Below are 21950 nucleotides of genomic sequence, written 5' to 3' on the forward strand. Positions count from 1 at the left end.
TATTTTAATAAATAAAATTAATTTAGTATAATCAAAAAGGGTTAAATGAATACAATTGGCGAATATTTAAGTTTAAAAGAATTTGAATCCATAATCTTTGGTAATACTAAAATTAACATCAGTAAAATTGTCTTAGACCGCGTAAATGAAAGCTTTGACTTCTTGAAAGAGTTCTCAAAAAATAAAATTATTTATGGCGTAAACACTGGTTTTGGACCAATGGCACAATATCGTATTAAAGACGAAGACCAAATTCAACTACAATATAATTTAATAAGAAGTCACTCGTCTGGAACCGGTAAACCTTTAAATCCTGTTTTAGTAAAAGCAGCAATTCTGGCACGATTAAATACACTTTCTTTAGGTAATTCTGGCGTACATCCGTCGGTAATTCATTTAATGAAAGATTTTATAAATAAAGATATTACTCCGTTAATTTTTGAACACGGAGGAGTTGGAGCAAGTGGAGATTTAGTTCAGCTATCCCATTTGGCTCTAACACTAATTGGTGAAGGAGAAGTTTTTTACAAAGGCGAAAGAAAATCTACAAAAGAAGTTTTCGAAATTGAAAATCTATCACCAATTCAAGTAGAAATAAGAGAAGGTCTTGCTCTTATAAACGGAACCTCAGTAATGACCGGAATAGGCGTTGTAAATGTACATCATGCAAACAAATTACTAGATTGGTCTTTAAAATTTTCATGTACAATAAATGAACTTGTACAAGCTTATGATGATCATTTTTCAGAAGAATTAAATCAAACAAAACGTCACAAAGGGCAACGAGAAGTAGCTGCAAGAATGAGACAAAATCTTTCAGACAGCACTTTAATTCGTAAAAGAGAAGATCATTTATATACAGGTGAAAACACCCAAGAAATTTTTAAAGAAAAAGTGCAGGAGTATTACTCTTTAAGATGTGTACCGCAAATTCTAGGCCCTATCTTGGAGACCATCAACAATGTAGGTTCAATTCTTGAAGACGAATTTAACTCAGCAAATGACAATCCTATTATAGATGTAAAAAATAAACATGTATATCATGGCGGTAATTTTCATGGTGATTATATCTCACTAGAAATGGACAAACTAAAAATTGTAGTAACTAAACTTACAATGCTTGCTGAACGCCAATTGAATTATTTATTAAATTCAAAAATCAATGAGATCCTTCCTCCATTTGTTAATCTTGGAACTTTAGGGTTTAATTTTGGAATGCAAGGAGTTCAGTTTACCGCAACCTCAACAACTGCCGAAAACCAAATGCTGTCTAACCCGATGTATGTACACAGTATCCCAAACAATAACGACAATCAAGATATTGTAAGTATGGGAACAAATGCTGCCGTAATTACTGCAAAAGTTATCGAAAATTCATTTGAAGTTTTAGCTATTGAATTGATTACCATTGTTCAAGCAATTGATTACTTAGAACAAAAAGATCAAATTTCGTCTGTATCTAAAAAAATATATGACGATATTAGAGCAATTATTCCTAAATTTAAAGAAGACCAGGTTATGTATCCTTTTGTTCAAAAAGTAAAAGACTACCTGATAAATAATTAATATTTTATTTCATATTTATTAATCTTGAATCTTAAAATCATGAAAAAAACACTTATTTTTTTATTACTATGCAGTATTCAATTTGTTAATAGTCAAGAACTGGCATTAATTAGAAAAAACGGAAAATATGGATATCTTACCAAAGAAGGAACATTCCGTATTGAACCTCAATATAAAAGTGCTAAAAGTTTTTTTGATGGTTTGGCTGCTGTAGAAGAAAATGGAAAATGGGGATTTATCGATACTAAAGGTGCTTGGGCAATCCCTGCAACTTTTGATAATGTAAAAGATTTTAATAGTGGCATATGTATTGTATATAAAGACAAAAAATGGGCTTACATCAATATCAAAGGAGAAGTTCAAATCGCACCTCCTTCAGACAAGTTATTTGATTTTGAAGATGGCGTAGCTTTTATAAAACAAGGAAACAAAATCGGATTAATCAATTCGAAAATGGCAACTCTTTTGGAACCAAAATATGATGTTATCAAACCTTTTGAAAATGGTTTCGCAAGAGTACAAAACAATAAAAATTGGGGGATTATAAATACTACTGGAAAAGAAATTATAGAACCCGCTTATGCAGAAATTGGTAATTATTATAGAAATGTAGCTTGGGCCAAAAAAGACAAAGTTTTGGGGTTAGTAACTGCTGGAAAATTCATTCCTGTAGAAGGCGCTGATAAAATTTGGGATTTCGAAACTCAAGATTTAACATATGCAAGAAAAGATGGAAAAATTGGATTCATTGACTTAAAAGGAAATTGGGCAATCCTTCCTATATACGATAAAGCTAAAGCTTTTTCTAAAAATTTAGCTCCGGTTTGTATTGGATTTAAATGGGGCTATATTAACCCTAAAGCAGAATTTATTATTCCGCCAACTTACAGTGATGCAGAAGTTTTTAGTACAAACGGCTTAGCTCCTGTAAAAGAAAAAAACTGGGGGTTTATTAATGAAACAGGAAAATTAGTAATCCCAACTCAATACGGTATAACTGCAAACGCATTCGTCATTGCTTTATTTACTCAACAAGACAAAGGATTTATTGATGGCTTAGCAAGAGTAAAAAATGAAGGCAAATGGGGATTTCTTAAACCTGACGGAACTGTATTAGGTAACCAATGGTTCGAGAACGCTGAACTCTTTTCGAAAACAAAAGAAAAAAATACGATAAATGAAATCGCTACTGATAAGCCAAAAGCTGAAACAAAGTCAGAAACAAAAACAAAACCGGTTACAAAACCAGTAAATAAAAAAAAGCGATAACATTTCTCAATCAATACAAAAAATAAAATTTACCTATATGAAATGCGCATTAGTAACTGGTGGTTCGCGAGGAATTGGGAGTGCTATTTGTAAAAAATTAGCTGTAGATACAAAGTACCACATTCTGATTAATTATCATTCAAATAAAATTGCTGCTGAACAAACACTTAAAGAAGTATTAAAATTAGGCGCAACTGCCGAGATTATACAATTTGACGTTTCTAATTTTGAAGAAGTACAAAGTGTTTTAACCCAATGGCAGGATGCAAATCCTGAAGCAATTGTTGAAGCAATTGTAAACAACGCAGGAATTACAAAAGATGGTTTATTTATGTGGATGTCGCATGAAGACTGGAATGGTGTTATGAACACAAGTGTAGGTGGTTTTTTTAATGTCACACAATTTTTCATTCAAAAAATGCTCCGTAATAAATACGGACGTATTGTAAATATGGTTTCAGTTTCAGGAGTAAAAGGGACTCCAGGTCAAACCAACTATTCTGCTGCAAAAGGTGCAATTGTAGCTGCTACTAAAGCATTAGCACAAGAAGTAGCCAAAAGAAACATTACCGTAAATGCTGTCGCTCCAGGATTTATAAGAACTGACATGACAAGCCAGCTAGACGAAAAAGAATTATTAAAATTAATTCCTGTTAATCGTTTTGGCGAAGCTGAAGAAGTTGCAAATTTGGTAAGCTTTTTGATTTCTAATAAATCAAGTTATATAACGGGTGAAGTTATAAACATAAACGGTGGTATATATTCTTAAAAAATTACTATAAAAAAGAAGATGGATAGGAGAGTTGTAATTACAGGAATGGGGATTTACTCATGTATCGGAACTTCATTAAATGAAGTAAAAGAATCCCTCTATAATGGAAAATCAGGAATACAATGTGATACAGAAAGAAAAGAATTTGGTTTTCAGTCGGCCTTAACTGGTATGGTTCCGAGACCAGATTTGAAAAACTTATTAACCCGAAGACAACGTATGAGCATTGGTGAAGAAACCGAATATGCTTATATGGCTACTATTGAAGCATTAAAAAATGCTGGAATTGATGATTCTTTTTTCGACGATAACGAAGTCGGTATTATGTATGGTAATGATAGCGTTTCAAAAGCTATTATTGATGCAACCGATATTGTTAGAGAAAAAAAGGATACTGCCCTTATTGGTTCTGGAGCGATTTTTAAGTCCATGAACTCAACTGTTACAATGAACCTTTCGACAATATTTAAGTTAAGAGGGATTAATTTAACTATAAGTGCGGCTTGTGCTAGCGGTTCACACGCTATAGGCCTTGCTTATTTTTTGATAAAGAGTGGATTTCAAGATATCATAATTTGTGGTGGAGCACAAGAAATCAACAAATACGCCATGAGCAGTTTTGATGGTTTAGGTGTGTTTTCTACAGGAAATATAGACCCTACCAAAGCATCAAGACCTTTTGACTCTGGTCGAGATGGTTTAGTTCCTAGCGGTGGAGGTGCAACTCTAATTCTAGAAAGTTATGAATCAGCCATAAAACGTGGAGCAACTATAATTGCCGAAGTTGGTGGTTATGGATTTTCATCAAATGGAGGACATATTTCGACTCCAAATGTCGAAGGCCCATCCATAGCAATGCAAAGAGCACTCGATGATGCCAAATTAAATGCGTCAGACATTGACTACATAAATGCACACGCAACCTCTACTCCTGTTGGAGATGAAAATGAGGCCAAAGCTATCTTCGAAATCTTTGAAAAAAGCAATCCTTATGTGAGTTCTACAAAATCGATGACAGGACATGAATGCTGGATGGCTGGCGCTAGCGAAGTTATTTACTCTATACTAATGATGCAAAATGACTTTATAGCTCCAAACATCAATTTAGAAACTCCAGACCAAGCAGCCGCTAAATTAAATTTAGTTAAAACTACCTTAAATAAAAAAATTGATATATTTTTGTCCAATTCCTTCGGATTTGGAGGGACAAATTCTGCACTGGTAGTTAAAAAGTTTAAATTGAATAATGAATAAGCAAGAGATAATAGAAAAAATTAATGGTTTTTTGGTTGATGAATTTGAAGTTGACAATGATGATATTGAACCAAATGCTAATTTAAAAGATACTTTAGGACTAGATAGTTTAGACTATGTAGATTTAGTAGTATCTGTAGAGTCAAATTTTGGCGTAAAATTAGTTGAAGTTGATTTTGTTGGCATTGCTACTTTTCAAAACTTTTATGACCTTATCGAAACCAAACTAAAAGCTAAAACTGCTTAATGAGTGAATGGGATGGCAAATCAAAAGGAACAGTTTTAGGCTATAGAATATTCGTTTTTTTAATACAAAAAGCGGGGGTTAAATCTGCCTATTTTCTTTTATATTTTGTTGCTTCTTATTATTTTCTTTTCCTAAAAAAAAGTAATCGTGTCATCTTTTACTATTTTAACAAAAGACTAGGCTATTCTTATTTTAAATCTAAGAGAATGGTTTTCAAAAGCTACTATGTTTTTGGTCAAACCATAATTGACAAAGTCTCCATTTCTGCCGGAATGAGAGAAAAATTTACTTATGAATTTGATGGTATTGAATCACTAAAAAAACTGATTGCCGAAAAAAAAGGTGGCATCTTAATTAGTGCTCATATTGGGAATTTTGAAATTGCTGAACATTTTTTCGAAGAAATAGACATTAATTTCCGAATCAATTTGATTACTACAGACTTGGAACATTCTGACATAAAAAAATATTTAGAAAGCGTTACCCAAAAACCAACTGTCCAGCATATAATCATAAAAGACGACTTATCTCATGTTTTCGAGATCAATGCTGCTCTTGACCGAAATGAGCTCATTTGTTTTACAGGTGATCGTTACCTTGAAGGATCTAAATCATTATCTGAAAAATTACTAGGTCAAGAAACCAATTTTCCTGCTGGGCCCTTTTTAATTGCTTCTCGATTAAAAGTTCCTGTTGTTTTTGTTTATGCAATGAAAGAACCAAAACTACACTATCATTTATATGCCCGTGAAGCCATTGTAAAATATCGTGATGAAAAAGGATTGTTAAAAGCCTATATAGAAAACGTTGAATCTATGCTTGAAAAGTACCCACTTCAATGGTTTAATTATTTTGATTTTTGGAATCAATTTAAAAATAAAAAATAAAAGAGTCTGTTTTCTGAAACATTACAGAAAAGTTATTGTAAAACAAATCATTAAGAAATACGATTTTATAATCCAAAGATGAATCAACTTCTTTAAATTGGGCTTGCACAAACGAGCAAATAAAATCAAAAAATTAGTTTCATAAATCATGACAAAACCTATTCTAGATAAAGAAGCAGTAGAAAATTTGTTGCCACAGAAGTTTCCTTTTGTAATGGTAGATAAGATGTTTTCATTTGATGAAACTTCTTTAGTAGCTGGTTTAAAAATTAAAAGTGAAAATATCTTTTTAGAAAATGGAGTTTTTTTAGAAGCTGGATTAATAGAACATATGGCGCAATCTGTAGCATTACATACTGGATATGTTTTTTTTCTAAAACAAGAAAAAGCACCTATAGGTTATATTGGCTCCATCAAACAAATTAATATAAAAAAGTTGCCAAATATTAACGATGAAATTCAATCGTCGATAACCATTATACAAGAATTTGCTGGCATAACCTTAGTAGATATTGTTACTACATTAAACAATGAAGAAATTGCCAATGGTCAGATGAAGACCGTTTTGGCCAAATAACACATTAATGCTTCTCTTATCAGCTTGAGACTATTCTCAGGAAAATGATGATTTCACTAAACAACTGAAAGCAAGCAATATACCTCCTACTCTTTTAAAATAAAAAGCTATAAGAAAAGAATCTAACTAAATAGACCCTCTTATTCTTTCTAGTTATACTAGATATGTAAAAAAGCCTTTTAAACCTGTTATATTTGCAAAAATAAATGACTGGATTTTACGAAATCTATTCCCTTAGCATATGATAAGAAGAAAAGAACAATATAACGAAGCTATTGCATTAACCGTTACCGAAGAAGTCAGAATTCGCTTTAATGAAACTGATGCCTTAGGGATTGTTTGGCATGGTTATTACATAACCTATTTTGAAGATGGTCGTGAAGCTTTTGGGCGTAAACACGGAATTACATATCTTGATATTGCCAAGAGCGGATATACAACACCTATTGTAAAATCAATTTGCGAACATAAATTATCTTTACGCTATGGCGATGTTATTCGCGTAGAAACAAGCATAGTAGATACACCCGCAGCTAAAATAATTTTTAGATTTAAAATTTTTAATTCTAATAATGAAATTGTTTGCACAGGCGAAACCGTTCAGGTATTTTTAAATAAAGAAGGAAATTTAATGCTCACTAATCCTCCATTTTATGAAGAATGGAAACGAAAAGTCGGGTTGTTGAAATAAAGACAAACATAAATTGTCACGAAATAAAATAATACGTGTAAATCTGCGTGCCTCTTTCGGCAACAAGATACAAACGCCGAAAAGCTTTCTTGCAAGGTTTTTTCCAACCTTGTAGGTATGATAATAAATACGAGATACCTAACAGGTTTTAAAAACCTGTTAGGATAAAATAATAAAAATGACAAGAGCAGTATACATCACGCAAACCAATTGTATCACACCATTAGGATTTGATGTTCCCTCGAACATTGATGCTATAGTTCGTGGTGAATCAGGTATTCAGTTGCATGAAGATGTGTCTTTGATGCCAAATCCTTTTTATGCTTCAATTATAAAGGAAGAGAAACTAAATACCGCTTTCGCGAAAGTTAGTTCCAAAACCAACTATTCAAGATTAGAGAAAATGATGATTTTGGCTTTAGAGCCAATTATCAAAAATTCTAAAGTAGAATTAAATTCAAAGACAGCCTTTATACTTTCGACCACAAAAGGAAATATTACTGCATTAAAAAATGATTCGCCAGAGAGTTTTCAGAATGCCTATTTACATACTTTGGCTCAAACAATCGCCGATTTTTTTGGATTTAAAACCCAACCAATCGTAGTTTCGAATGCTTGTGTCTCTGGTATTTTAGCCATTTCGGTTGCCAAAAAACTACTACAAAGCGAACTTTACGACAATGTTTTTATCGTTGCTGGCGATGAAGTTTCTGAGTTTGTTTTATCAGGTTTTAATGCTTTTCAGGCAATGAGTAACTTACCATGCAAACCATATTCTTTAAACAGAACTGGCGTAAGTCTTGGCGAAGCGGCAGCAGCAGTTTTAGTTTCAGCAGAAGCCAAAGACGCAAAAATAAAAGTTATTGGAGATAGTTCTATAAACGATGCCAATCATATTTCAGGTCCTTCAAGAACAGGCGAAGGTTTGTTCAGAAGTATACAAAATGCCTTGAACGAAGCACAAATAAAGTCAGAGAATATCGATTATATTTCTGCCCATGGAACTGCAACTTCTTTTAATGACGAAATGGAAGCCATTGCTTTCAACCGATTAGAAATGGAAGCAGTTCCTGTAAATAGTCTGAAAGGTTTTTATGGTCATACCTTAGGCGCATCAGGCTTATTAGAAACCGTCATTGCGATTGAATCTGTACTTCAAAACAAGCTTTTTGTTTCATTAGGCTTTGATGAATTGGGCGTAAGTCAATCGATAAATGTTATTCAGAAAAATGAAAATAAAAATATCGAAACGTTCCTAAAAACAGCTTCAGGATTTGGAGGTTGTAATACGGCTGTAGTTTTTGAAAAAGTTAAACATGAATTTAACTTGTAAACAATCCTTACAAGCTCAAAACTTAAAGAAATGAATTTAGAAGAATCACTTTTTAAAGAAGCTTTAAAAATTCAAAATTTTGATTTTAAAGATAATGTAATAAAAGTAACAGATAAAACTATTGATTTTTTTGAAAGCTTAAACCTATCTCAAGATTTGATAATTTTTTTTAAAACATTTTCATTTAAAAAAGAAATTGAATTTGGAAGTATATATTTCAATTGCGTAAACAGAATTAGAACAGAAAATATTGAAGAAGAGAATAAAGAAATTTATAAAAAAGATTTATTAATTATTGGTTCAGGCGCAAACGGAGATCCAATTGTTCTAAATACAAAAACAATGAGTGTTGGATATACTTTTCATGACATTCTTTGGGAAGAAGAAAATATTGAAGATTTAAATAAAATTTATATTGATTTAAAAATGAGTATTGGAACTTTCTTCTATAAATCGATAACTGAAGAAGATTTTCCTATTGATGCTTATGATGCAGAAGATTATATAAAATAAAATGACTCAAAACAAAACATACATACAATCCTATTGCACAATCCAAAACAACGAAATTGTTTTGAATGGAACTTCTATATTCAAAATAGAACCTACGGCTTTTGCTGACTTTTCAAAACAAGCGTATCGCAATTTTGACATTAATTATCCTAAGTTTTTCAAGATGGATTCTTTAAGTAAACTTGCCTTTTTAGGCGCTGAATTACTTTTGAAATCAAAAACAGAATTGAACCTGAGCGATACTGAACTCACAAAGCAAACAGAAAACAATACTGCTATACTTTTAGCTAATAAATCATCCAGTTTAGATACCGATGTAAAATATCAGGAATCCATATCCGATAAGGAAAACTATTATCCAAGTCCTGCAGTTTTTGTTTATACGTTACCAAACATTTGCCTGGGCGAAATTAGCATTCGTCATCAACTAAAAAGTGAGAATTCTTTCTTTATATTTGATGCCTTCAATCCAGAATTTATGACCAGTTATGCCAATACGCTTTTGCATACCAATAAAGCAGAAAGGGTACTTTGTGGATGGGTCGAATTTTTTAATGAAGAATATAAATCTTTTCTTTGCCTGATTGGTAAAGAAGAAAACCAAAAATATCAAAACGAAACGATAGAAACATTATATAATAAATAACAATGGACGCATTAAAATTAGAATTAAAAAATAAAATCATTACTGTATTAAACCTTGAAGATATTACACTTGGAGACATTAATGACAATGATCCTTTATTCGGAGATGGTTTGGGTTTAGATTCTATTGATGCTTTAGAATTAATCGTTATTCTAGATAAAGATTACGGAATTAAACTAATTGACCCGAAAGAAGGAAAAGTAATTTTTCAATCAATCGAATCAATGGCAGCATATATTACAGCAAACAGAACTAAATAGACTTTCTTAGACTGGCTTAGACTGGCTTAGATTTTTAGACTACTTAGATATGAAGTATTGCCTAAAATATAAGAAATCTAAGAAAGTCTAAAAAACCAAGAAGTCTAAAAAACCAAGAAGTCTAAAAAATGGTAAAAGGAGTTGCTATAACTGGAATGGGAATAATCTCTTCAATCGGAAATTCGGTTGAGGAAAATTATATTTCATTAATAAATAACAAAGCTGCTATAACAACTATCGAGAACATTTCGACAGTTCATGCGAATAGTATTAAGGTTGGAGAAATAAAAAAAACCAATGCTGAGTTAATTGCACAATTACAACTCGACAAAGAAAGCAACTTTTCAAGAACAGCCTTACTTGGTCTTATTGCTGTCAAAGAAGCTGTTGCAAATGCAGGAATTACATCAATTAATGAATATAAAACAGGATTAATTTCGGCAACCACCGTTGGCGGAATGGATATGACCGAAAAGTATTATTATGACTATTTTGAAAATCCCGAAGTACGAAAATACATTATTAGTCATAATTGTGGAGATGTAGCTCAAAAAATTGCCTCCGAAATTGGATTAAAAGGCATGGTTACAACAATAAGTACCGCTTGTTCTTCGGCTGCAAATGCAATTATGCTTGGTGCACGATTGATAAAGACTGGAAAACTAGACCGTGTAATTGTTGGCGGAACCGATGCTTTGGCAAAATTTACAATCAATGGTTTCAAGACTTTAATGATATTATCCGATGGTTATAACAAACCTTTTGATGATGAACGCAAAGGGTTAAACTTAGGTGAAGCCTCTGCTTTTTTAGTTTTAGAATCTGATGAAATTGTAAAAAAAGAAAACAAAAAAGTACTCGCTCGTGTTTCGGGTTATGGCAATGCCAATGATGCATTTCATCAAACCGCTTCGTCTGAAAATGGTGATGGTGCTTACCTTGCTATGAAAAAAGCATTTAATGTTGCAGCTTTAGATCCAAGCGAAATAGATTATATAAATGTTCATGGAACAGCAACTCCTAATAATGATTTATCAGAAGGAAGAGCCATTCTTAGAATATACTACGAAAAATCTGTTCCTGATTTTAGCTCGACTAAACCTTTTACAGGTCATACACTAGCAGCAGCAGCAGCAATCGAAGCTGTTTATAGCATACTTGCCATTCAGAACAATGTGGTTTTCCCTAGTTTAAATTTCGAAACACCGATGCAGGAATTTAACTTGACACCACAAACAACATTAAAACATAAAAATATCGAGCACGTATTATCCAATTCTTTCGGATTTGGCGGTAATTGTTCCACTCTTATATTTTCTAAAAACAAATGAGAAAGACATATATAAATGGTACAGGTTGTCTTTCAGCTCAAAAAACATTTGATACTGTTTTTTTGGAAGATGCCGAATGGAATAAAAATGACAATGTTTTATTTTTAAAAAAACCGGTTTACAAAGATTTTATTTCTCCAATTGCAAGCCGAAGAATGGCTAATGGAATCAAAAACGGAATCGTAGCTTCGGCTTATGCCATGAAAGAAGCCAATGTTACAAATGTCGATGCTATTATTACTGGAACTGGAATGGGTTGCATCGAGGATACTGAAAAATTCTTAAAAGCAATCATCGATAATAACGAAGAGTTTTTAACACCAACTGCTTTTATACAATCAACACATAATACCGTTGGAGCACAAATTGCCCTTACAATGCAATGCAAAGGATATAATTTTACTTATGTAAATGGCGCAATCTCTTTTGAGTCGGGTCTTTTAGATGCTAAAATGCAAATAGAAGAAAATGAAGCCAACTCAATATTAGTTGGCGGAGTTGATGAAAATGGTGATCATATACTATCTCTTTTTAAGTTAGCTGGTTATATAAAAGAAGACAGAAAAGAACCGTACCAACTTTTAAACGAAACTACAAAAGGATATATTCATGGAGAAGGAGCTTGTTTTTTTGTTTTAGAAAATGAAAAAAAAGAGAGTACTTACGCTCAACTCGTAGATTTAGAAATTAAAAATGTACTACAAGAAGATGAAATTGAAACTGAAATTATTGATTTTCTTAAATTGAATAATTTAGAAATTTCAGACATCGATGCTATCATTTTAGGCTTTAATGGAGATGTTGAATTTGATTCCTATTATAAAAATTTAGCAGAAAATGCTTTCGCGAACACGCCACAGATTTACTACAAACATTTATGTGGAGAATACAATACTGCTTCTGCCTTTGGGTTATGGACAGGTTCAAAAATCATTAAGACACAGACAATCCCAGAACTAATTAAATCAAATTCGATAGAAAGACCTGCATATAATACTATTTTATTATACAATCAGTTAAACGGAAAAGATCATAGTTTTACATTAATTTCAAAATGATAACACACACAAAAACTGCTGTATTTTTTATCATCCTATTGCTTTTATTGCTTCTTACGAAACTTTATATAGCAATCAATTTTTGGTGGTTTATCCTAATTGGAATAATTTGGTTGAGTATAGTAGCAATAAACTCAGCACAAATAAAATCCAACTATCATGTAAAGGCTTATTGTAATAACCCATCGCTAACCGAAAAGAAAATTGCTTTAACATTTGATGATGGCCCAAGCGATATCACTTTAGAGATTTTAGATGTTTTAAAAAAATACGATGTAAAAGCTACTTTTTTTTGTATTGGGAAAAACATTGAGAAATATCCAGAAATCATAGAACGTATTTTATCCGAAGGGCATCTTGTTGGAAATCACTCATACAATCATTCTCCTTTTTTTGATTTTTACAATGCTAAAAAAATACTGGAAGAAATTAATAAAACTGATGCACTTCTGGAAAAATTCACCTCAAAGAAAATACAATTCTTCAGACCTCCTTATGGCGTAACAACTCCATCTATTCGCAGAGCCATAAAATTAAGTGGGCATAAAGTAATTGGTTGGAATATACGATCGCTTGATGGCGGAATCAAAGACCAAAAAATCATTTACAATCGTATTATAAAACGCCTTTCTCCCGGCGGAATCGTACTTTTGCACGATACGGCTAAACATTCGGTTTTGGTCTTGGAACAGTTCTTGCAGTTCCTGCAACAAAACAATTATACCGTGATTACGGTTGAAAAACTTTTGAATCTTAAAGCATATGAGAACTAAAATATATTTATTCGCTATTATTCTGAATCTGTTCGCTTGGAACTCTTCCGCACAAGAACAAAAAATGTCTGATGGTGAAATCACAACTTTCAAACAATCGGTTAATGTAGTTTCTAAAAAGATAAAAACATTAAGTACTGATTTTGTACAATACAAACATTTGGATTTTTTATCCAAGGATATTGAAACATCTGGGAAGATGATTTTTAAAGAACCTAGCTTGTTGCAATGGCAATACAAGAAACCGTACAATTATACTATTGTCTTTAAAAATGGTAAAATATTGATTAATGACGAAGGTAAAAAAAGTGCTGTAGATATTGGAAACAGCAAAATTTTTGGTCGAATAAATAAACTAATTGTAGGTAGCGTAAGCGGCGATATGTTTGACGATAAAGAATTCATTATCAGCTATTTTAAATCAAAAAATCAGAATATTGCCAAGTTCATTCCAAAAGATGTAACTTTAAAGAAATACATTAAACAAATAGAATTAACTTTTGATAAAGAAGACGCTACAGTTGTTCAGGTAAAACTGCTTGAATCATCTGAAGATTATACTCGAATTGTACTTAAAAACAAAGTGATAAATGCAAAAATCGACGACTCCGTTTTTACTAATTAATTGTTTTTTAGTCTGTTTCCTGTTTTCTTGTGGTCAAAAAATCACGAGAAATTACACTCCAAAACCATTAGAAAAAACATCTTATGAAGCACCTTACTTTTCTAGTCCCGAAATTGATTATGTATATAAAGCAAACATAACCGTTTATGGACATGAATTATCAGGAATATTTATTGCAAAAAAAATAAATGATACTACACATAGAGTTGTATTTACAACCGAATTTGGCAATAAATTACTAGACTTTGAAATTTCGGAAGCTAGCTTTAAAGTCAACTCAATTGTATCCGAATTAGACCGGAAGATTCTTATTTCGACCTTAAAAAAAGATTTTCGATTGCTCCTTAGAAAAGATTACTTGATCGAAAAACAATTTGAAGATCAAACCAATACTATTTACCAATCTAAAGATGACAAACAATATAATTTTATTTTTTTATCTAAAGACAATCAAAAACTAGAGAAAGTAATACATGCCTCTCAAACAAAAGAAAAGATAACTATTCTTTTTAGTTCAGAAAACAATAATTTTGCAGAAAAAATTGAGATTTTACATCAAAATATAAAGTTAAAAATTGAATTGAATTATTTTAAGTCAGAGTAAAATTTAAACTAATTATCTAAATTAAATCAAAATGAGAAAATTAACCTTAATTGCATTTATATTTTTTATCGGCTTTATAAAATCTCATGCACAAGTAACCGTTAGTCCGGGAATTCGTGGTGGTTTAAATGTTTCAAACTTAACCAATTTTGGGTCTAGTAACTCAAAAACAGATTTTTATGCTGGTGGATTAATAGCTATAAAATTCAACAAATATTTTACACTTCAGCCAGAACTAACTTACACAAGACAAGGAGCAGAAGCGCGTGAATATTTTATAGGATCAGGCAGATCAAGTAAAAGAACCTACGAATTAAATTATATTTCATTAGGTGCAGTTGCTAAATATCATTTTACCGGAGGTGGATTTCATATAATAGGCGGCCCTTCAATAGATTTTAAAGTTAACGACAATTTTCCTTCATACGATTACGATCCTGTCGGAGTTGACCTTGCTTTCGTTAGTGGTATTGGATATACTTTACCCAATGGCTTAACTTTTGAAGCAAGATTTAAACAAGGATTAGTCGATATTTACGGATATGATGGTATTGATAATGGATACGATTACTACTACGATACTATTATCTTAAATCAAGTATTTCAACTTGGAATTACCTATACATTCAAAGTAAAATAAAAACACATCATGGTTTTAAAAGACTTTTATAAAATCCTTTCATTAGAAAACTCAAATGGTTCCATATATGATGCTGTCATTTTGGTAAATGACAAACATGACGTCTTTAAAGGTCATTTTCCAGACAATCCTATAATGCCAGGAGTATGCATGATTCAGATTATAAAAGAACTTTCAGAAACAATCACCCAAAGTAACTTAACGATGCAAACACTTAGTAATGCAAAATTTATGGCGTTAATCAATCCCGAAGTTACACCCAAATTGCGTTTAGAATTGGATATTACAACAACCAAAGATGGTTTGGTAAAAGTAAAAAACACCACTTATTTTAACGAAACAATTGCTGTAAAACTAAGTAATGTTTATAAAAAAACGTAACTATAAAACTAGTACTAAAGGGTATAGTGATCAGGATACTATACTAAAAGAATATTTAAAAAACTTTATCCTAGAATCTAAAAGTTTTTCCACAACAGAAAAACTAACGATAAAGTAATTAAAGAAAAACCACAAAATGAAACCTATTCTATCTCAAGAAGAACAACTTGCTCAAACTAATTTTTGTGTTATTGTACCCACATACAACAACAACAAAACGTTGGAGAAAGTACTTCATTCAATTTTGACCTACACCAAGAATATTATTGTAGTCAATGACGGATCTACAGATAGAACAAGTCTAATTTTGGGAAAATTTCCACAACTCATTCAAATTCACCATCCCGAAAACCAAGGAAAGGGAATTGCATTGCAAAACGGGTTTAATAAGGCAATTGCTTTAAATTACGAATATGCAATAACAATCGATTCCGATGGGCAACATTTTGCTTCGGATATTCCTTCGTTTATCGATGCTATCCAAAACGAACCAAATACATTACTTATTGGTAGTCGTAATATGGCGCAGGAAAATGTACCTAAAAAAAGTAGCTTTGGAAATAAATTTTCAAACTTCTGGTTTTGGTTTGAAACAGGAATACGTCTTGAAGACACACAATCTGGATTTAGATTATACCCTTTACGATTAATTCCCGAAAGGTATTACACTCCTAAATTTGAATTTGAAATCGAGATTATTGTACGTACCGCCTGGAAAGGCATTCCTGTTAAAAATATCCCAGTTAAAGTTTTGTACGATCCACTTGAGCGGGTTTCACATTTTCGCCCATTCAAGGATTTTACCAGAATTAGTATTTTAAATACTGTATTGGTAATTATTGCTCTTGTTTATATCAAACCAAGAGATTTAGTTCAGAAAATTAAAAAAAAAGGACTTAAAAAATTTCTTCTCGAGGATATTCTAGAAAGTGACGAGTCAAATTTTAAAAAATCATCCGCAATCGCGTTAGGTGTATTTATTGGAATTTCACCCTTTTGGGGATTCCAAACGGTATTACTTCTTTTTTTAGCCACCTTATTCAAGCTCAATAAAGTCATAGCTTTTGTAGCTTCAAATATTAGTTTGCCTCCTTTGATTCCATTAGTAATATATGGATCTCTAAAAATGGGAAGCCTTTTTATATCAAACAATTCTTCCTCGATACAAAATGATTCAATGGTACTCGCTGACGTTTCAAAAAACATAACACAATATGTCATTGGAAGTCTTATTTTAGCATCTCTAATGGCATTATTATTCGGATTAACATCGTACTTGATTTTAACATTATTTAGTACTCAAAAAAAATAAGCATGCATCATTATTTCTACGCCATACATTTATTTGTAAATCGAAGAAAATCCCTCTCGGTTTTTCTGGCAATCGCATTGCTTTTTATATTTGTATTTTTTGCTTCAAAAATTAAATTTGAAGAAGATATTACCAAACTTATTCCAACAAACGACAAGACCGATGTTACTGCCAAAGTACTAAAACAGCTTAATTTCGCTGACAAGATTACAGTAATCTTTCAGCTTGAAAAAGGAGGAACAAATGAAGATTTAAAAGAAATGGCAGCAGTTTTTACTGATAGTATTGCCAAAACTTGTAAACCTTATATAACGGCTGTACAAGGAAAAATAGACGAAGAGAACATTCAGGAAACCATCGATTTTGTTTACAACAATGTACCGCTTTTTCTGGATGATCAAGATTATGCAACCATACAATCCAAACTGCAACAGGATAGTATTGCTGCAACAGTACAAGGAAATTACAAATCGATAATTTCGCCTTCGGGATTTATTACCAAAGATTTCATCTTACAAGATCCTTTAGGGATTTCATTTATAGCTCTAAAAAAATTACAGCAATTAAATGTGGGTGATGATTTTACTCTCGATAATGGCTTTGTAATGACCAAAGACAAAAAGAAATTGTTGTTATTTATTACTTCTAATTTACCATCGAGCGAAACAGAGCAAAACTCTATTTTTGCTGCAAAGCTCAATACCATAAAAGACAATTTAAACAAACAGTTTAAAACAAAAGCTTCAGTAAGTTATTTTGGTTCGGCACTTATTGCTGTTGCAAATGCCAACCAGATAAAAGGCGATATTGTACTTACTACAACTATTGCAATGATTACCTTAATGCTTATTTTGATTTTGTTTTACCGAAAAGTATTTATCCCGTTAATCATTTTTCTTCCAACAGTATTTGGAGCGCTATTTGCAATTGCATTTTTATACTTTGTGAAAGAAAAAATTTCAGCGATTTCACTCGGGATAGGTTCTATTCTATTGGGAATCACCATAGATTATTCCATACATATCTTAACACATTACAAGCATAATAGCGATGTAAAAACATTATACAAAGACATAACGATGCCAGTAATCATGAGCAGCTCTACAACTGCCGTTGCATTTTTATGTTTGCTTTTTGTAAAATCAGATGCACTAAACGACTTGGGGATTTTTGCTGCAGTAATTGTAATGGCATCTGCATTTTTCTCACTTCTCATTGTACCACATTTATATAAACCAAAAGAAAATAATTTCGAACACAAGAAAAATGTGATTGATAAATTGGCTCATTTTTCATTTCATAACAATAAATTCCTAATTGGTTTTTGCGTACTTATTACCATCGTTTGTTGTTTTACTTATAACGATGTAGGATTCAACAACGATTTATCACAACTTAATTTTGTTCCAAAAGAAATTAAAGCTGCTGAAAAAAAGTTGGAAGAAAGTACAACAAGTTTAACTTCTAAAACAATTTATCTGGCTTCTTACGGAAATAGTATGGAAGAAGTTTTGCAAAAAAACAGTCAGCTTTTTGATGCTCTCGCAAAAGACAAACAACAAAATAAAATACTAAATTATAGTTCGGTAGGAGGAATTATGCTTTCGCAAAAAGAGCAAAAGCTAAAAATAGATAAATGGAATTCGTTTTGGGATGCCAATAAAAAACAGCTTTTAAAATCTAAATTAATAACCGAAGGAGCCAAACTTGGATTTAAACCTACAACATACACTGCCTTTTTTGACCATCTTGATACTAGCTTTAAACCCATTTCCTATCATGATTATTTAAAGATAAGTACTTTACAATTACAGGAATTTATTAGTGAGAAAGATGGATTTTTCACCATTTCGACATTAGTAAAAGTCGCGCCTGAACAACGTGATACATTTGTAAAATCAGCATCTGCCAAAGACGGTTTACTGGCAATCGACCGTCAGCAAATGAATGAAACCTTTTTTAGTACGCTAAACAGCGACTTCAACTCTCTTGTAAATTATTCTTTTGTTGCAGTAATTCTTATTCTGTTCTTCTTTTTCAGAAGAGTCGAATTGGTAATCATAAGTTGTATCCCAATTGCATTAACCGGAATTGTAACTGCTGGTATCATGGGGATTTTTAATATCGAACTGAACATTTTCAGTATGATTGTATGCACCTTAATTTTCGGGCATGGTGTCGATTTTAGTATTTTTATGACTAGTGCATTACAGAAAGAATATACAACCGGAAAGAATGAAATTGCAATCTATAGAACATCAATTATTCTTGCGGTAATAACAACCATTCTAGGAATTGGCGCATTGATATTTGCCAAACATCCTGCACTACAATCTATTTCGTCAATCTCATTAATTGGAGTATTTGCAGCACTAATCATTACGTTTATCTTTTATCCAATTTTATTCAAATTATTTTTGTCCAATCGCCCTAAAAATGGGAAAGCACCATTTCAAATTCGTTCCTTCATAAATGGTATATTCTCATTTTTGTATTATGGTCTTGGCGGAGTTTTAATGTCATTTTTTTGCTTGACAATCATGAAAATTCTTCCTTTAAAAGAGCAAACAAAAATGAACGGTTTTAGATATTTGATTTCAAAATTCATGAAATCAGTTTTATATACAAATCCTTTCGTACGTAAAAAAGTGATTAATATTCATCATGAAAATTTCGAAAAACCTGCCGTAATTATTGCCAACCATTCTTCTTTTTTGGATATTCTGGCAGTTGGAATGCTGAGTCCAAAAATCATCTATCTCGTAAGCGACTGGGTTTATAATTCTCCTGTTTTTGGAGCAACTGTAAAAAAAGCTGGTTTTTATCCCGTGTCAGAAGGACTAGAAGGAGGTCTCGAACATTTACGAAAAAAAATAGACGAAGGATATTCGTTAATGGTATTTCCAGAAGGAACAAGATCCGAAAGCAATCAGGTAAAACGATTTCATAAAGGAGCATTTTATCTTGCCGAACATTTTAATCTTGACATTATTCCGATTGTAATTCATGGTACATCCGAAGTCTTACCAAAAGGAGATTTCATTATATATGACGGTGCTATAACCGTTACTATTCTGGACCGAATTACTCCCGAAAATCTTGCTTTTGGAAAAAATTATACCGAAAAAACAAAACAAATAAGCACGTACTTTAAATCCGAATTCAAAAAAATACGTGAGCAACTTGAAGGTGCAGATTATTTCAAAAAAATGATTCTTACTAGTTTTAATTACAAAGAATTAGAAATAATAAATAGCGTAAAAAAGAACCTAAATACCAATTTAGAAACCTATTATTTGTTAAACAAACACATAAACCTTAAAGCTAAGATCTTGCATTTAAGTAATGATTATGGCCAACTGGATTTACTATTAACATTACAGGAACCACAACGAAAAGTTGATTCTTATACAACCGATGAAGAAAAACATGCGGTTGCAAAAACAAATTATATAGTTAAGAAAAGAGCCATCCACTATCTGGAAAATCTAAATCCTGCATTACAAAAACAATATGATGTTGTTCTAATTTCTGATAAAAATTATAGTGCTGTAATCAAAGAAATAGTTACAGTTACTTCTTGCATAATTTTAATAAACAGCTCCAATTTAAAAGACACATTGCTTAATTTTGGTTATACTTGTACAAATGAGGAGGGTGAAATTTTAGTATTAAAGAAAGAATAGCATGAAAGAACGTTATGATGTTGTCATCGTAGGGAGCGGTTTAGGCGGTCTCGTTTCGGCTATCATTCTTGCCAAAGAAGGATATAGCGTTTGTGTGCTCGAAAAAAACAATCAGTTCGGCGGAAATCTTCAGACTTTTGTGAGAGATAAAACTATTTTTGATACAGGAATCCATTACATAGGAGGATTGACTGAAGGGCAAAACTTGCATAAATATTTCAAATATCTGGGAATTATAGATCATTTGAAATTAAAAAAAATGGACGAAGATGGTTTTGACATTATCTCCTTTGAAGATCAAAACAAAGAATATCCGCATGCTCAAGGATATAAAAACTTCGTTAATCAATTATTAAAACATTTTCCAGAAGAAAAAGAAGCAATAGAAAATTATTGTAAAAAAATAAAAGATACCTGCGATTTGTTTCCCTTATATAATTTACGCTGGGAAGGAAAATATGACAGTGATATCTTAACTTTAAATGCTAAACAAACTATTGACTCCATAACTAAGAATAAACAATTAAGAGCTGTCCTTGCTGGTTCTAATTTTTTATATGCAGGTATTGAAGATAAATCGCCTTTTTATGTACATGCCTTATCTGTAAACTCCTATATAGAAAGCTCTTGGCGATGTATAAATGGAGGAAGCCAAATTACAAAACAACTCATCAAACAATTAAAAAAACATGGTGGAGAGGTTCATAAATACAAAGAAGTAATTCATTTTGAAACCAAAAATAATGATGTAACTTCAGTTAAAATGAAAGACGGAAGCGAACTTTCAGCAACTTATTTTATTTCTAACATTGAACCCAAAACCACTTTAAAAATGGTTGGCGAGGAAAATTTCAGAAAATCATTCTACAATCGCATTCAAAGTCTCGAAGGAGTACTATCAGCGTTTAGTTTGTACTTAGTTTTTAAACCAAAAACATTCAAATACATCAATCACAACTATTACCATTTTAAAAGTAGTAATGAAGTTTGGACTGCGCATGAATATGATGAAAACACATGGCCAAAAACATATATGGCTTCAATGAACGCATCTAAGGAAGAAGAAGAATGGGCTGATGGAATGACCTTTATTACCTACATGAAATTCGATGATTTATTACCTTGGGCAGATACATTTAATACTACTGCAGAGAAAAAAGATCGCGGTGAAAGTTATGATGAATTTAAAACCCGAAAAGCAACCAAGTTTTTAAACGAGATAGAGATAAAATTCCCTGGAATAAAGGATTGTATTCAATCAATGCATACTTCTAGTCCACTTTCTTATCGTGATTATATTGGTGGTTATAATGGGAATATGTATGGCTATATTAAAGATTCCAATAATCCTATGAAGTCATTTATTGCTTCCAAAACTAAACTTAATAACCTATATTTAACGGGGCAAAGTATTAATATGCATGGCGTTTTGGGCGTAACTATTGGTGCTGTTATTACTTGCTCAGAAATAGTTGGGAAAGAATATCTAGTAACTAAAATCAACCAAGCCTCTGAATAATTTTGA

At 31.8% G+C, this 21950-nt stretch carries 22 protein-coding genes; all 22 read left to right on the plus strand.

Features of this window, described 5'->3' with window-relative positions:
- Window positions 1-45: 45 nt before the first annotated feature.
- Window positions 46-1566 carry an HAL/PAL/TAL family ammonia-lyase gene (locus tag OIU80_RS08095; RefSeq protein ID WP_264286527.1) on the plus strand — a complete coding sequence of 507 codons (1521 nt, stop codon included), beginning with the start codon at window positions 46-48 and terminating at the stop codon, window positions 1564-1566.
- Window positions 1567-1605: 39 nt separating this feature from the next.
- The gene (locus OIU80_RS08100) at window positions 1606-2835 is read left to right on the plus strand and encodes a WG repeat-containing protein (protein ID WP_264286528.1); all 1230 of its coding nucleotides are present in this window, start codon (window positions 1606-1608) and stop codon (window positions 2833-2835) included.
- A 37-nt stretch (window positions 2836-2872) separates the two neighbouring features.
- Window positions 2873-3604 carry a 3-oxoacyl-ACP reductase FabG gene (fabG, locus tag OIU80_RS08105; RefSeq protein ID WP_264286529.1) on the plus strand — a complete coding sequence of 244 codons (732 nt, stop codon included), beginning with the start codon at window positions 2873-2875 and terminating at the stop codon, window positions 3602-3604.
- 21 nt (window positions 3605-3625) lie between these two features.
- Window positions 3626-4861, plus strand: coding sequence for a beta-ketoacyl-[acyl-carrier-protein] synthase family protein (locus OIU80_RS08110; RefSeq protein ID WP_264286530.1), 1236 nt, complete (start codon window positions 3626-3628; stop codon window positions 4859-4861).
- On the plus strand, window positions 4854-5108 hold the full coding sequence (locus OIU80_RS08115; RefSeq protein WP_264286531.1) for an acyl carrier protein: 255 nt from the start codon (window positions 4854-4856) through the stop codon (window positions 5106-5108). The genes OIU80_RS08110 and OIU80_RS08115 overlap by 8 nt, the downstream gene beginning before the upstream one ends.
- Window positions 5108-5995: an LpxL/LpxP family acyltransferase gene (locus tag OIU80_RS08120; protein ID WP_264286532.1), complete on the plus strand. Its 888-nt coding sequence runs from the start codon at window positions 5108-5110 to the stop codon at window positions 5993-5995. The genes OIU80_RS08115 and OIU80_RS08120 overlap by 1 nt, the downstream gene beginning before the upstream one ends.
- Before the next feature lie 148 nt (window positions 5996-6143).
- Complete coding sequence (locus OIU80_RS08125; RefSeq protein ID WP_404827362.1) at window positions 6144-6572, plus strand: hypothetical protein; 429 nt, start codon at window positions 6144-6146, stop codon at window positions 6570-6572.
- A gap of 241 nt (window positions 6573-6813) precedes the next feature.
- Entirely contained in the window at window positions 6814-7263 is a 450-nt protein-coding gene (locus tag OIU80_RS08130; RefSeq protein WP_264286533.1) for an acyl-CoA thioesterase, read from the plus strand.
- A 178-nt stretch (window positions 7264-7441) separates the two neighbouring features.
- Entirely contained in the window at window positions 7442-8596 is a 1155-nt protein-coding gene (locus OIU80_RS08135) for a beta-ketoacyl-[acyl-carrier-protein] synthase family protein (protein WP_264286534.1), read from the plus strand.
- 30 nt (window positions 8597-8626) lie between these two features.
- On the plus strand, window positions 8627-9109 hold the full coding sequence (locus OIU80_RS08140; RefSeq protein ID WP_264286535.1) for a hypothetical protein: 483 nt from the start codon (window positions 8627-8629) through the stop codon (window positions 9107-9109).
- Between the two features lies 1 nt (window position 9110).
- On the plus strand, window positions 9111-9755 hold the full coding sequence (locus tag OIU80_RS08145; protein ID WP_264286536.1) for a 3-oxoacyl-ACP synthase: 645 nt from the start codon (window positions 9111-9113) through the stop codon (window positions 9753-9755).
- A 2-nt stretch (window positions 9756-9757) separates the two neighbouring features.
- Window positions 9758-10015, plus strand: a complete 258-nt coding sequence (locus OIU80_RS08150) for a phosphopantetheine-binding protein (RefSeq protein ID WP_264286537.1) — start codon at window positions 9758-9760, stop codon at window positions 10013-10015.
- A 128-nt stretch (window positions 10016-10143) separates the two neighbouring features.
- Complete coding sequence (locus tag OIU80_RS08155; protein WP_264286538.1) at window positions 10144-11346, plus strand: beta-ketoacyl-[acyl-carrier-protein] synthase family protein; 1203 nt, start codon at window positions 10144-10146, stop codon at window positions 11344-11346.
- Window positions 11343-12404 carry a beta-ketoacyl synthase chain length factor gene (locus tag OIU80_RS08160; RefSeq protein WP_264286539.1) on the plus strand — a complete coding sequence of 354 codons (1062 nt, stop codon included), beginning with the start codon at window positions 11343-11345 and terminating at the stop codon, window positions 12402-12404. Before OIU80_RS08155 ends, OIU80_RS08160 begins: the two co-directional genes overlap by 4 nt.
- Complete coding sequence (locus OIU80_RS08165) at window positions 12401-13177, plus strand: polysaccharide deacetylase family protein (protein WP_264286541.1); 777 nt, start codon at window positions 12401-12403, stop codon at window positions 13175-13177. Before OIU80_RS08160 ends, OIU80_RS08165 begins: the two co-directional genes overlap by 4 nt.
- Complete coding sequence (locus tag OIU80_RS08170; protein WP_264286542.1) at window positions 13167-13802, plus strand: LolA family protein; 636 nt, start codon at window positions 13167-13169, stop codon at window positions 13800-13802. Before OIU80_RS08165 ends, OIU80_RS08170 begins: the two co-directional genes overlap by 11 nt.
- Entirely contained in the window at window positions 13768-14406 is a 639-nt protein-coding gene (locus OIU80_RS08175) for a hypothetical protein (RefSeq protein WP_264286543.1), read from the plus strand. The genes OIU80_RS08170 and OIU80_RS08175 overlap by 35 nt, the downstream gene beginning before the upstream one ends.
- Window positions 14407-14437: 31 nt before the next feature.
- Complete coding sequence (locus tag OIU80_RS08180; protein WP_264286544.1) at window positions 14438-15046, plus strand: porin family protein; 609 nt, start codon at window positions 14438-14440, stop codon at window positions 15044-15046.
- 9 nt (window positions 15047-15055) lie between these two features.
- The gene (locus tag OIU80_RS08185; protein ID WP_264286545.1) at window positions 15056-15427 is read left to right on the plus strand and encodes a hotdog family protein; all 372 of its coding nucleotides are present in this window, start codon (window positions 15056-15058) and stop codon (window positions 15425-15427) included.
- 136 nt (window positions 15428-15563) lie between these two features.
- The gene (locus OIU80_RS08190; RefSeq protein ID WP_264286546.1) at window positions 15564-16739 is read left to right on the plus strand and encodes a DUF2062 domain-containing protein; all 1176 of its coding nucleotides are present in this window, start codon (window positions 15564-15566) and stop codon (window positions 16737-16739) included.
- Window positions 16740-16741: 2 nt separating this feature from the next.
- Window positions 16742-20425 carry a 1-acyl-sn-glycerol-3-phosphate acyltransferase gene (locus OIU80_RS08195; RefSeq protein ID WP_264286547.1) on the plus strand — a complete coding sequence of 1228 codons (3684 nt, stop codon included), beginning with the start codon at window positions 16742-16744 and terminating at the stop codon, window positions 20423-20425.
- A gap of 1 nt (window position 20426) precedes the next feature.
- Window positions 20427-21944 (plus strand): phytoene desaturase family protein, encoded by a 1518-nt coding sequence (locus OIU80_RS08200; protein WP_264286548.1) that lies wholly within the window; start codon window positions 20427-20429, stop codon window positions 21942-21944.
- The last annotated feature ends 6 nt before the right edge of the window (window positions 21945-21950 follow it).

The sequence above is a fragment of the Flavobacterium frigoritolerans genome (assembly GCF_025847275.1).
Classification (GTDB): Bacteria; Bacteroidota; Bacteroidia; order Flavobacteriales; family Flavobacteriaceae; genus Flavobacterium; species Flavobacterium frigoritolerans.

What these genes read in the sequence shown, in the direction of transcription:
- OIU80_RS08155 (WP_264286538.1), top strand. Translation starts at nt 10,144, where the DNA reads ATGGTAAAAGGAGTTGCTATAACTGGAATGGGAATAATCTCTTCAATC.
- OIU80_RS08200 (WP_264286548.1), top strand. Translation starts at nt 20,427, where the DNA reads ATGAAAGAACGTTATGATGTTGTCATCGTAGGGAGCGGTTTAGGCGGT.
- OIU80_RS08130 (WP_264286533.1), top strand. Translation starts at nt 6,814, where the DNA reads ATGATAAGAAGAAAAGAACAATATAACGAAGCTATTGCATTAACCGTT.
- fabG (WP_264286529.1), top strand. Translation starts at nt 2,873, where the DNA reads ATGAAATGCGCATTAGTAACTGGTGGTTCGCGAGGAATTGGGAGTGCT.
- OIU80_RS08095 (WP_264286527.1), top strand. Translation starts at nt 46, where the DNA reads ATGAATACAATTGGCGAATATTTAAGTTTAAAAGAATTTGAATCCATA.
- OIU80_RS08135 (WP_264286534.1), top strand. Translation starts at nt 7,442, where the DNA reads ATGACAAGAGCAGTATACATCACGCAAACCAATTGTATCACACCATTA.
- OIU80_RS08195 (WP_264286547.1), top strand. Translation starts at nt 16,742, where the DNA reads ATGCATCATTATTTCTACGCCATACATTTATTTGTAAATCGAAGAAAA.
- OIU80_RS08160 (WP_264286539.1), top strand. Translation starts at nt 11,343, where the DNA reads ATGAGAAAGACATATATAAATGGTACAGGTTGTCTTTCAGCTCAAAAA.
- OIU80_RS08100 (WP_264286528.1), top strand. Translation starts at nt 1,606, where the DNA reads ATGAAAAAAACACTTATTTTTTTATTACTATGCAGTATTCAATTTGTT.
- OIU80_RS08190 (WP_264286546.1), top strand. Translation starts at nt 15,564, where the DNA reads ATGAAACCTATTCTATCTCAAGAAGAACAACTTGCTCAAACTAATTTT.
- OIU80_RS08150 (WP_264286537.1), top strand. Translation starts at nt 9,758, where the DNA reads ATGGACGCATTAAAATTAGAATTAAAAAATAAAATCATTACTGTATTA.
- OIU80_RS08120 (WP_264286532.1), top strand. Translation starts at nt 5,108, where the DNA reads ATGAGTGAATGGGATGGCAAATCAAAAGGAACAGTTTTAGGCTATAGA.
- OIU80_RS08180 (WP_264286544.1), top strand. Translation starts at nt 14,438, where the DNA reads ATGAGAAAATTAACCTTAATTGCATTTATATTTTTTATCGGCTTTATA.
- OIU80_RS08170 (WP_264286542.1), top strand. Translation starts at nt 13,167, where the DNA reads ATGAGAACTAAAATATATTTATTCGCTATTATTCTGAATCTGTTCGCT.
- OIU80_RS08110 (WP_264286530.1), top strand. Translation starts at nt 3,626, where the DNA reads ATGGATAGGAGAGTTGTAATTACAGGAATGGGGATTTACTCATGTATC.
- OIU80_RS08125 (WP_404827362.1), top strand. Translation starts at nt 6,144, where the DNA reads ATGACAAAACCTATTCTAGATAAAGAAGCAGTAGAAAATTTGTTGCCA.
- OIU80_RS08140 (WP_264286535.1), top strand. Translation starts at nt 8,627, where the DNA reads ATGAATTTAGAAGAATCACTTTTTAAAGAAGCTTTAAAAATTCAAAAT.
- OIU80_RS08185 (WP_264286545.1), top strand. Translation starts at nt 15,056, where the DNA reads ATGGTTTTAAAAGACTTTTATAAAATCCTTTCATTAGAAAACTCAAAT.
- OIU80_RS08175 (WP_264286543.1), top strand. Translation starts at nt 13,768, where the DNA reads ATGCAAAAATCGACGACTCCGTTTTTACTAATTAATTGTTTTTTAGTC.
- OIU80_RS08115 (WP_264286531.1), top strand. Translation starts at nt 4,854, where the DNA reads ATGAATAAGCAAGAGATAATAGAAAAAATTAATGGTTTTTTGGTTGAT.
- OIU80_RS08165 (WP_264286541.1), top strand. Translation starts at nt 12,401, where the DNA reads ATGATAACACACACAAAAACTGCTGTATTTTTTATCATCCTATTGCTT.
- OIU80_RS08145 (WP_264286536.1), top strand. Translation starts at nt 9,111, where the DNA reads ATGACTCAAAACAAAACATACATACAATCCTATTGCACAATCCAAAAC.